Below are 11,082 nucleotides of genomic sequence, written 5' to 3'. Positions count from 1 at the left end.
CGAAAAAAAGACTCCGATCCTTCATAAGGAAAAAGTAAAGTAAGTGCCATTAGGCTAGCGCCGAGCCGCTCAGGGTTTTGTTAATGTTGGCTGGTTCTGGGGTCTCGTTTATTCTGATGATGATGACTTTGACTGTGAATCATTTTGCTGAAGGGCGTGAGGGTGTCAAGCTGAATTGTGTTCGAAGTATAGCGAATGGTGACCAAAATCTGCCAAACGCGTGCCAATGTGCGTTAAACGCGTGCCGAAGCGTGTCGATAAGTTACGAGACATTGGGAACCGGTGTTGATTTATCAGGTGAAGATTTTCAAAACAAAGGGACTTTTATAGTAGTGAGATCTTCAGTGTTCGCAAAAAGCAGTGCTCAAATATCGCATCCCGCGCGCGACGCGTAAAAACGCATAATCGCGAAGGACGGGACGCTGTCAAGTTCTGTTTATGCAGTGTAAATCTGCAGTGTAAATCTGGAGGGGGAAATGTGGGTGGAAACGTGGAAGGAATATGGGAGAGGAGAGGGTGTGGGGAATGGTTTCTCAGATCACGGGAAAAAAATAGTGCGCGGCACATTCATCAAGCTGAGATGAACAGTGCTGCGCACGATGTGAGCTTAGATGATTCAGACGGTGAGATTACGCTTCGTCTTCTTCTTTCTTCTTCTTCTTTTTCTTACCCAGCGAGACTTTTTCGACGCGCACTTTGGGCAAGCCGAGGGCGTTTTGTCCTTCGACCCAGCGGTCTTCGAATTTCAATTTTTCAATCCGTTCTGCACGCTTCAAAACGTTGCGTGCGCGGACCAGCGTACTTTTACTTTTTAAACTTTTGTCGAGTGACACGGTGTCATCCCCTCTTATTTAGATGTTATTTCGATGACAGTCATTTACTATGGAAATTCACTGTCAAAACTGGCATAGTGGTGTAACTTTCGCAAGATGCGCTGAATCAGCGTGCTGATCAACTGGTCAAACGGATTTCTTACCCGTGCCGCATTGCGAAGCGACATATGGTAAAAGGAATGGTCTTTGATTGCAACCGCTGCTAAATGAAACCTTTGAGCTGTTTTACGTGAAAATCCATTATGTGTCATTGAAAACGCGGGCAGGGGGAGGCCAGTTATTTCTCTTTACGATACAAATTTCACCTGGTTGGACTGGTCGATCGTCGCCTGCTATCTGTTGTCATCGATCGTAATTGGTTTGTGGGCCAATCGTTACGTCGGAAACCTTTCTGATTATCTCGTGGCGGGTCGAAAGCTCCGCTTGCGTCTGGCGCTGGCAACGATGACGGGGACGGAACTTGGTTTAATCACCGTCATGTACATGGCTGAGCTTGGTTATAAACAGCAGTATGCCTCTTTGTACCTCGCATTTGTGGAAGCGGGAGCCGTTCTGTTGATTGGTATGACCGGTTTTGTTGTATACCGTCTGCGTGAATCTTCGGTCATGACGATTCCGGAATATTATGAAAAACGTTATTCATTAAATGTCCGTGTCGTCGGGGCGATCGTCATGGTGGTTTCAGGCGTGTTGAATATGGGTCTGTTTCTGAAAGCGGGTTCTCAGTTTGTGACGGCGATTTCCGGTTTGCAGGATGAAATGTCGCTCAAACTGATCATGACCGGACTGTTATTGCTCGTGCTGTTTTACACGGTCTTAGGCGGGATGGTGTCGGTGGTGATTACCGACCTGATTCAGTTTTTGATTCTGGGTACCGGTATGGTGATTGTCACAGTCGTGGTATTTTGTTCGATTGGCTGGGATGGATTTGCGGCGATTGTCACAGAGCAAAACGGTTATTTTAATCCTTTCGATTCCCACAATCCTTCCGGTAAAGGGAAAGGGATCGGCTGGTTGAACATCATTGAAATGGTGATGGTGATGGGAGCGGCAGCAATGTTATGGCCGACGAGTGCCGCCAGAACCCTTTCCTGTCAGAGTGCCGCAGTGGCTCAGAAGCTCTATTCATTAAGCTCAGTTTCGTTTCTGGCACGGCGCGCGTTACCGGTTTTCTGGGGTATTGGCACGTTTGCTTTTTTTGCTTCGCAGCCACAACTGTTTGCTGATTTTGAAGAAGCGGTGAAGACGAATCCCGCTATTACCTCGATCTCAGCTATGCCTCTGTTTCTGGCGAAAGTAGTGCCCACGGGGTTATTGGGACTGGTTACTGCGGGCATGATCGCGGCTTTTATGTCAACACATGACAGTTACCTGCTCTGCTGGAGCGGCGTGATTACTCAGGATATTGTGGCACCGATTGCGGGGCCGATGAGTCAGCGTTCCCGTATTTTAGTGACGCGCATTTCAATTTTTGTGATTGGTGCGATGTTACTCATTTGGGGGCTTTGGTATGAAGTTAGCGGTAATTTATGGAGCTATCTCGCTGCGACAGGAGCGGTTTATTTTTCTGGGGCGCTTCCCACAATTGTAGGAGGCTTGTATTGGAAACGGGGTAGTCAAATAGGAGCACTGGCGGCAATTCTAGGTGGATTAATGGGGCTTTCAGCCATGGGACCTTGTGTCAAAATAATCAATGACTTTAATACGGTGAGCATCGAAAAACCGATCTCGTTGGAAGCCGAGAATGTCAATTCGATTGAGGCTAAGAATCCAATGGCAGGGGAAGTTGGCAAGGAAAAGTCTGAAGAACCTAAGATGGTCGATCCGGTCGTAGTTAAGAAGTTTATCCAAATGGAAGTGAATGGAACCCATCTCACTTTATTGACGTTTGTGTTTTCTATCATACTTTACATTGCTGGATCGCTGATTTTTCCCGATAAAACCACTCGACCAGAGTCAGTAAACACGACCGCCGTCTCATAAGATTGATGAAAGAATAACCATGTATGTGTGGATGACAATCTGGACAATCTTACTAATCACCAGCGGTTTGGCCTTTCTGGTGTTATTGGGATACGTTGTATATGGAGTCAAAGCAGAGCTCATTGAAACGTTGGATGATCTCAAAGCGGACGTCGATGAATCTGTGGCTCATGAAGAAATTCTGGATCAACCTATGGAATAACTCGTTAGATTCCCTGTCATGTATATCCTATTTGATGTTCGTAAACCTTTAAAAAATCGTGATTTCTGAATAATTGACTGGTGAATTAGTTTCGATCATGTTACTTTTAGGCATGTGTAAGCTGGCTTTGTCTCTTAGTGCAGAGGTTGTGTTGTTGTTTAGTTACCAGGAGTCGCGTCGTTTATGATGTGCCCTTTTTGTCGTGATGGTGAGACGAAAGTAATTGATTCTCGTTTGAGTCAACCTTTCAGTGTGCGCCGGCGGCGGGAGTGTCTGGCTTGTGGGAAGCGTTATACGACTTACGAAAAGATTGAAGAGTCGCCGTTGAAAGTCATCAAAAAAGATGGTGCTCGCGTGCCCTTTGATCGCACAAAGATGGTCAAAGGAGTCGAGACGGCCTGTTATAAAAGGCCGGTTAGCCCCGATCAAATAGAAGCGATCGTGTCACAGATTGAGGCGGAAATCTATGAGAACTTCGATCGCGAAGTTCCCTCCCGTTTTATAGGTGAGCAGGTTTCTGCTGTTCTGAAAGACGTCGATCAGGTGGCCTTCGTTCGATTTGCCTCAGTTTATCGCAACTTTACCGCTGCAAACGATTTTGTTGTCGAAATCGAACCCATGCTACGATCGCATGACTGAACCGAGAATTTTTCTCAGTTGGATTTTCTCAGTTGAATTTCTCAGTTGAATTTCTCAGTTGAATTTCTCAGTCTAGTTTCTTCAGGCAATAATTTCAGGAACGACATTGCCGGCGACACCGGTGACTCGCATATCGAGTCCCTGAAATTTAAATGTGAGTCGTTCGTGGTCCATGCCTAACAGATGCAATAGCGTGGCATGAAAATCGTTAACGTGCATAGGGTTTTCTGCAACGTTAAACCCGATGTCATCTGTTTTGCCATAAGCAAATCCGCGTTTGACGCCGCCACCTGCCATCCAGACGGTATACGCATCTTTGTGATGATCGCGGCCCGGAGTTTTTCGGTCTCCCTGAACCATGGGTGTTCTGCCGAACTCAGCGCCCCAGACTACCAGTGTATCATCCAGCAATCCGCGTTGTTTCAAGTCTCTGATCAAAGCGGCAATGGGTTGATCCACCTGTTTACATTTATTTTTAATACTTTTGACAAGATTACCGTGATGGTCCCAGCCCTGATCAAAGAGTTGTACAAACCGGACGCCGCGTTCTACGAGTCGCCTGGCCAGGAGGCAGTTATTCGCAAAACTTGCTTTACCGGGCTGTGTCCCATATTGCTCATGAATGTGTTTTGGCTCATCCGAAATATCCATCAGATCCGGAACGGCAGACTGCATGCGATACGCCATTTCGTATTGATTGATCCGTGTTGCGATTTCCGGGTCACCGACATCTGCCAACTGGACTTTATTCAAATGATTGACACTATCGATAATGCGTTTACGGTCTTCGCCGGTCATGCCTTTCGGGTTGGAAAGAAACAGGACGGGATCACCCTGTGACCGAAATTCCACACCCTGATAAATGCTGGGTAGAAAGCCGCTGCCCCACAGGCTGTTACCCGCCCCCGCGACGTTGCCTGTGATCAGCACTACAAATCCGGGCAGGTTGCTGTTTTCGGAACCCAGGCCATAATTCACCCAGGAGCCCAGGGAAGGACGACCAAAGCGGGAGAAGCCGGTCTGAAAAAAAAGTTGCGCTGGTGCATGGTTGAAGTGTTCGGTTTTGAGAGAATGGATCATGCAGAGTTCATCGGAAACCGATCCGAGATGCGGCATCAGTTCCGAAATGGGAATGCCTGCTTCTCCCTGTTGCTTGAAGGCAAACGGGCTACCCATGAGTTTAGGTTGCTCACGAATAAACGCGAGTCGTAAACCTTCCCAGAGTTTATCGGGAACCAGTTGGCCATCCAGCTCCTGTAGTTTTGGTTTAGCATCGTATAGATCGAGATGTGAAGGTGCTCCTACCATATGCAGGAAGATTACGTTTTTCGCTTTGGGAGGAAAGTGTGATTTTTGGACTGCCATTGAATTGTTTGAAGACGGAGTAGCCGCCCCCAAGCTGTCAGACAGTAAGGCTGTCAATGCAGCGCCGCCAACGCCCATGCCTGCGCGTTGAAAAAATTCGCGACGGGTATAATTCAGCAATTGTTGCAGGTGGTCGTTCATGATCAGCCCTTTGTAATCGTTTCATCCAGATTTAGCAGAATATTAGCGATATACAGCCATGCTGCCATGCGCGATGCGCCTACTCCTTCCGGGCGGTGTTCTGCTGAAATCAATTTTTGAGCCGCCTGGGGATGATCCTGAAAATATTTTAGTTCCTGTTGGAACACTTTGGTGAGATGGTTTACTTCTTCGGTCTTTGGTTTCCGGGCTAAGCACAATCGGAATGCATAGGCTACGCGATCCCTGTCAGTCAGATTAGCAGGCTGCTCTGTAGTTGCGAGTCGTCTGGCCAGACCGATGGCGATTTCAATATATGCAGGATCATTCAAGAGTGTGAGTGCCTGTAGGGGCGTGTTGGTCCGCGAGCGGTTGATTACACAGGCGCCACGGTCGGGGGCATCGAAGTTGGTAAAACTGGGATAAGGGGCACTGCGTCGCCAAATCACATAAACTCCTCGACGGTAGCGGTCTTCAGAAGTTGAAGTTAGGTACTTGGGTGCATTTCGACCTACGTGTCTCCAGAGCCCCTTTGGTTGAGGTGGATAGACGGGGGGACCTCCCATTTTGGTCGATAGTAGACCGCTGATTGCCAGTGCATTATCCCGAATCGATTCTGCTGAAAGTCGTAGTCGTGGGCCGCGCGTATAAAGTTGATTATAGGGGTCGGCTTCGAGAAGTTCTGGAGTCACCTTTGAAGATTGTTGATAAGTGGCCGACATGACAATCGTCTTATGGATGTGTTTCATCGACCAGTTGTGTTCCATAAAATCTACTGCGAGCCAATCGAGGAGTTCCGGGTGGGTGGGAGCATCGCCCTGGCTGCCAAAATCTTCCAGGGTCGCTACTATCCCGTGGCCAAAGAATTGAGCCCACCAGCGATTGACTGTCACGCGGGCTACCAGTGGGTTCTCTTTCGCGACCAGCCATTTCGCAAATGAGAGGCGGTTGGGTTGACCCTGGGTCTTTAGAGGATGCAATGCGTCGGGGGTCTGGGGTTTGACTGAGGCCCCTTTGTTGAGAAAGTCACCGCGTTTGAAAATATTGTTCATTCGAGGCTGATCCATTTCGACCATTACCAGCGTCGTATCGGGTTCGAGTGCTTTCAATTCCTTGAGGATTCGATTTTGCTCTTTTTGCAGGTCTGCATAGGATGGGTCCTGCTTTTGTTGCAGGCTTGTTAACTGTTTTGATTGTTTGTCCGTTCGTTTTTTGGTTTTGGTGCGGAGAATTTTTTGAATTGGTGCGGGAACCTTTGCGCTCTCTTCGCTGTTCTCCAACATCGCGAGCATGGTTTCTTCCCATTGTGGGAATCCTTTTTGCAATTCTTTCTCGCGTGTTTTCATTTTTTTCTGAACGGCAACTTTCTGACTGGTCAGCTCTTCTCTGGTTTTTTTCTCTTTCGCCTTCAAAGGCAGGGAGAAATTGGCGCCTGTGAAATCAAACGTCACAGATTTTCCGAGTTGTTTAACTTCCAGCGGTGTATTGTTGAAAAATGCAAAGATCTGATAATAGTCCTGTTGTGAGAACGGGTCATATTTATGATTGTGACACTGGGCACATTCAAATGTCGTTCCCAGCCAGACTAAGCCGGTTGTGTTCACGCGGTCAAAAATCTGATTCACTCGATTTTCTTCAGGGTCCACACCTGCTTCGACATTACAGGTCGTACAGCGATGAAAACCCGTCGCAATTTTTTGATCGATGGTCGGCTGAGGTAACAGGTCGCCGGCAATTTGCTGAATGGAGAACTGATCGAAGGGGAGATCCTGATTGAGGGAGTTGATTACCCAGTCGCGATACAGCCACATCTTGCGTAGTTGGTCAGCCTGAAAGCCATTCGAGTCGGCATAGCGCGCCATGTCGAGCCAGGGTCGTGCCCATTTTTCTCCGTAACGTGGGGATTTTAACAGGGAATCGACAATTTTTTCGTAAGCTTCCGGTGAGGGATTTTTTTCGAATGCGCGCACGGCTTCGGTTGTGGGGGGCAGGCCAATTAGATCTAGCGAGACTCTGCGCAGTAACCGTGCTGGTTCGGCCTCTGGTGCTTGAGACAGCGATTTTGTATTTCGTTGCAGTTGATCAACCACAAAAGCGTCGATCGGGTTATTGACTTGAGGCGAACCATTCATGGTTGGCGGTGGACTTTTTACGGGAGAGGTATATGCCCAGTGCCCGGGTGCATCTGAATCTGTAGGCCAGATGGCTCCTTGATCGATCCATTGTTTCAGAATTTGGATTTCCTGTTTTGAGAGACGTTCCCCTGTGTCAGCGGGTGGCATCTGCTCTTTTTCATCTTGAGATGAGACGCGGTGCATGAGAATACTTGCATCACTTTTACCAGCAACGATTGCCGGTTCTCCGGAATCATTTCGCATCAGAATGTTTTTACGATTGGTCAGACGTAAGCCCCCTTCACGGGCATCGGGGCCGTGACAGTCCTGGCAATGTTTGACAAAAATGGGCTGGATTGCTTTTTTGAAATCAATCTGAGGGGCAGCCCCTGGTTTTGACTCTGTCTTAGGAGCCGACTGGGAGATAGAGGGAGGTATCAGATTGAAGGCGAGCACAACCGAGAGAATGCTAATCGCAAATCGTGCAACTTGTGAACCATACATACGCGTTCAATTCCTGACAGGTCGTTTCCGGTAAGACAGCAACAATCTCAAGGATTGACCTGGTGAGACAATTGAAAGTAATGCCGGTCCGTCAGAACTGCCGAGTTCGGGGGACGGTAGTCAGACACCATTGTCTGACGGGCTGAATATATCGTTGGGAAATGAGTCTGATTGACCTTTCCGCAGGAGACGCAACAGGGAGACGCAACAGAGGTTAAGGATAACTTCAATTTGCAGTAATTTCAAGTTTTTAAGATTGAGGGTCTGATTCGGAAGTCGGTATATCGACGTAAGCTGATAACTTAAAAGGAGATAGTTTGCTGTCATTCGTCCATTGTTTAAGATTTGGCCTTCTGACGTTTTTTGGTTGGCTTTTTCATTTTTTGAGCTGATTTTCCCGCTTCGAAAATATTCACGGTGCCATTGTTCTGCTGTGGTTTTCCGGGAGTAGAACGACCACGTTCTACATAACTCTGTAGTAATGTTGTTAAATCCTTTACGATTTCAGGATGCAGGTGTTGTATGTTTTTTTGTTCGCCTGCATCGTCGTTCAAGTTATAAAGTTGAATCCCGGCGAGTTGACTCAGATCATCTTTACCTGGTTTAGGAAAACTCCAGCCTCCTGAACCCGGGCAGAGTTCCAGTTTCCAGTGGTCTTTTCTGATAGAAAATGCGCCACGGATCGAATGATGGACGGCTGCCTCTCTGAGGGGTGCGGTAGCTTTACCTTCGAGTGCCGGTAGTATGCTGACACTGTCTTCGCCGGCATCGTCGGGAAGTTTAGCACCGATGATGTCAGCAGCAGTCGCCAATAGATCGGTTAGACAGGTCAGTTGATCGGAGTGAGTACCTGCTTTAATGCGTGCTGGCCAATTGGCAATGCAGGGAACGCGATGTCCGCCTTCATAGATGTCCGCTTTATGTCCACGAAAGCGATAGCTGGGTTGATGGTCTTTGTCTGCCATCTCTTTGAAATTGGCAGCCGGTGAGCAGCCATTGTCGGCGGTAAAAATGACGAGTGTGTTTTCGGCAATGCCTTGCGTTTTGAGTGCCTGCATGACCTGTCCTAGCGTATCATCAACCTGCATGACAAAATCACAATAAGCGTTGATTCCACTTTTACCTTGCCAGGCGGGAGTGGGAAGAATGGGAGTATGCGGTGCATTCAAGGGGAAGTAAATGAAAAAAGGCTTACCCGATTTGGCAGCCTCGGATCGTTGATTGATGATGTCCACGGTTTGTGTAGTGATACGGGGCAGGACATCAATCGCTTCAAAGTCCTTATGCGCAGGGCCGTCTCGAAAAAATGCTTTCGTGACAGTCGGAATTCCCTGGCTATGATTGTTTTCGATATAGACATAAGGGGGCATGTCCAGCGAGGCGCTGATACCAAAGAAATAGTCGAAGCCTACGCTGTTCGGGCCATTTTGAATGGGTTGGGAGTAATCAACTTCCCAGCCCGGGTTCGTTTTTTTATTGAATGATTTCTCTGTCGCGAAGCCGCCCTGTTTGAGCGTCCAATCCATGCCCAGATGCCATTTACCAACACAGGCAGTGTAATAGCCATGTTGTTTCAGCAAGTCTGGTACAGTCAGTCGATCTTGTTCTATCAGGCGCCGGGACAGGCCCCAGAGCACGCCATTTTTCAGGCGGGAACGCCAATTGTAACGACCTGTGAGAACTCCATAGCGGGTGGGCGTACAGACGGAAGAGCTGGAGTGTGCGTCTGTAAAGATCATGCCTTTCTGAGCTAACTGGTCCAGATGCGGTGTCGCAATTTTACAGTCTGGATTGAGGGCCCGTATGTCGCCATACCCCATATCATCAGCAAGGATGTAGATAATATTCGGGTCAGCAGCCTGGCTTGTTTGCCATGCGCTAAAGAGAATGATGGTTAAAAAACAGAGCACAATTCGAGGAAATTTCATCAGAGCCTCTGAAAAAACAGAAAAGACAGGGAACAAATATCTGCGTTTTCAGTCTAACATTTGCGGAAGGTGTTACACAATCCTGCCGCTTACGAGAGGCAGTCTGGCGCTGGAATTTCTTTAAGAATTCAGGGTCGGATGTCCTGGTTTTTCTCTTTGATTTTGGAGGTGATTCACGTTACTATGGATACTATATGCTTGTATTGCACTGCTTTAAATTTAAAAAGTAGTACAAACTTTGGAAAAAATCATTCTCTGTAATTAAAATTGATAATGCCGTTCCTTCCAGAGAGAATATAGGCTAAATTTAACTCCTTATATTGTCTCATTTTATCGAGGTCAAAGACCGACGTTCCGGTCAGCTTCATTTGATTGATCAGCCCAAATTTTGAGGAACAACAGCGTGAAAAGTATCTGGGCGTCTCTTTTCGTAATTCTTAGCATAATGGTGTTGTCGACGGACATTCATGCCCAGGTCGATTCCCAGCGCAATAATGATTCGCAGGACAATGATCGAGCGGAGGGAGGTCGCAATGGGCGATCAGCGAGACAGGATAATGGGGAAGCGGATGGGTCGGATAATAGGCGAACTACAACTGCTAAGGCGGGGAACTACCCTCCTCTTCCAGGACCATTTTTTCGTGGGAACGATCCACGTTTCGCTAATTCACAAGGGTTTTATTTCCATTTCTGGAAACTTCTACTCGTCATTCTGCTATTTATCCTTTGGTCAAAAACCTCTTATTGGGTTGATGATGACAGCCGTGGATTGAAGAGCGATACCGAGTTCTGGAGTTCTGCCGTCTTAATTGCGGGTGGTCTCGGTTTTCTATTCGTCTTTTGTATGCCTAGCTTTCTGCTTGGTTTTTTCATTCTGGCAGTGGCATATGGCGCACCTCTTGGGCTTTATATCCGCGAACGAAATGCGAAAGTACCGCCTTCCAGCAGAGTCATGACGCCCGAACATATTCAGAATTTGACACTTCGCTATCTGGCGCAGATGGGAATTCGAATTGGAGGCGAAACGGCGCAACAGGCTGCCATCGGGCCTGAAATCCGATTTGTAGGAAAATCGTCAACTGGGCGGGGAGATGATCCTTCAAGTTCGCGTCGGGTTGAGAATTCGCGTGGTTTTCTAGCGGCAAAAGAACTCGTCCATGATGCCGTCATGCGTCGTGCGACCGACGTCCACCTGGAGCCAAAAGAAGATGAATGTGGAGTGCGTCTGCGTATTGACGGAGTGATGTATCCCACAGAAGGATTTGATCGTGCGATTGGTGATGCGGTTCTGAATATCTTTAAAGTGCTTGGTGCGATGGACATCACCGAGAAGCGTCGGCCGCAGGATGGCAGTTTTCGTGCTATTATGCCCGACC

The 11,082-nt window shown here is 47.8% G+C and carries 8 protein-coding genes; 4 read left to right on the top strand and 4 right to left on the bottom strand.

Features of this window, described 5'->3' with window-relative positions:
* Positions 1-629: 629 nt before the first annotated feature.
* Entirely contained in the window at positions 630-833 is a 204-nt protein-coding gene (locus tag Q0668_RS17095; RefSeq protein WP_298866815.1) for a small basic protein, read from the bottom strand.
* Between the two features lie 309 nt (positions 834-1,142).
* Between Q0668_RS17095 and Q0668_RS17090 the strand changes: the two genes are divergently transcribed.
* The 3 genes from Q0668_RS17090 (at position 1,143) to nrdR (ending at position 3,657) form a co-directional block, all read left to right on the top strand.
* The gene (locus tag Q0668_RS17090) at positions 1,143-2,816 is read left to right on the top strand and encodes a sodium:solute symporter (protein WP_298866813.1); all 1,674 of its coding nucleotides are present in this window, start codon (positions 1,143-1,145) and stop codon (positions 2,814-2,816) included.
* A gap of 31 nt (positions 2,817-2,847) precedes the next feature.
* A complete protein-coding gene (locus Q0668_RS17085; protein ID WP_298866811.1) occupies positions 2,848-3,018 on the top strand; it encodes a hypothetical protein in 171 nt (56 codons plus the stop codon).
* Positions 3,019-3,201: 183 nt separating this feature from the next.
* The gene (nrdR, locus tag Q0668_RS17080; RefSeq protein ID WP_298866809.1) at positions 3,202-3,657 is read left to right on the top strand and encodes a transcriptional regulator NrdR; all 456 of its coding nucleotides are present in this window, start codon (positions 3,202-3,204) and stop codon (positions 3,655-3,657) included.
* A gap of 81 nt (positions 3,658-3,738) precedes the next feature.
* Here nrdR and Q0668_RS17075 read toward each other — a convergent pair whose 3' ends face one another.
* From Q0668_RS17075 to Q0668_RS17065, 3 genes are all read right to left on the bottom strand, one after another.
* Positions 3,739-5,163: a DUF1501 domain-containing protein gene (locus Q0668_RS17075; protein WP_298866807.1), complete on the bottom strand. Its 1,425-nt coding sequence runs from the start codon at positions 5,161-5,163 to the stop codon at positions 3,739-3,741.
* Between the two features lie 2 nt (positions 5,164-5,165).
* Positions 5,166-7,778 (bottom strand): DUF1553 domain-containing protein, encoded by a 2,613-nt coding sequence (locus Q0668_RS17070; protein WP_298866806.1) that lies wholly within the window; start codon positions 7,776-7,778, stop codon positions 5,166-5,168.
* A gap of 338 nt (positions 7,779-8,116) precedes the next feature.
* The gene (locus tag Q0668_RS17065; RefSeq protein ID WP_298866804.1) at positions 8,117-9,706 is read right to left on the bottom strand and encodes an arylsulfatase; all 1,590 of its coding nucleotides are present in this window, start codon (positions 9,704-9,706) and stop codon (positions 8,117-8,119) included.
* Between the two features lie 403 nt (positions 9,707-10,109).
* Here Q0668_RS17065 and Q0668_RS17060 point away from each other — a divergent pair.
* Positions 10,110-11,082 (top strand): ATPase, T2SS/T4P/T4SS family (locus tag Q0668_RS17060; RefSeq protein WP_298866802.1); only part of this gene is annotated, 973 nt, incomplete at its 3' end.

This window comes from uncultured Gimesia sp. (assembly GCF_937910335.1).
Classification (GTDB): domain Bacteria; phylum Planctomycetota; class Planctomycetia; order Planctomycetales; family Planctomycetaceae; genus Gimesia.
This window is presented reverse-complemented; position numbering and strand designations above follow the sequence as displayed.

Excerpts from the sequence above, each read along its gene's own strand:
- Q0668_RS17065 (WP_298866804.1), bottom strand. The coding sequence starts at position 9,706 with ATGAAATTTCCTCGAATTGTGCTCTGTTTTTTAACCATCATTCTCTTT.
- Q0668_RS17075 (WP_298866807.1), bottom strand. The coding sequence starts at position 5,163 with ATGAACGACCACCTGCAACAATTGCTGAATTATACCCGTCGCGAATTT.
- nrdR (WP_298866809.1), top strand. The coding sequence starts at position 3,202 with ATGATGTGCCCTTTTTGTCGTGATGGTGAGACGAAAGTAATTGATTCT.
- Q0668_RS17070 (WP_298866806.1), bottom strand. The coding sequence starts at position 7,778 with ATGTATGGTTCACAAGTTGCACGATTTGCGATTAGCATTCTCTCGGTT.
- Q0668_RS17085 (WP_298866811.1), top strand. The coding sequence starts at position 2,848 with ATGACAATCTGGACAATCTTACTAATCACCAGCGGTTTGGCCTTTCTG.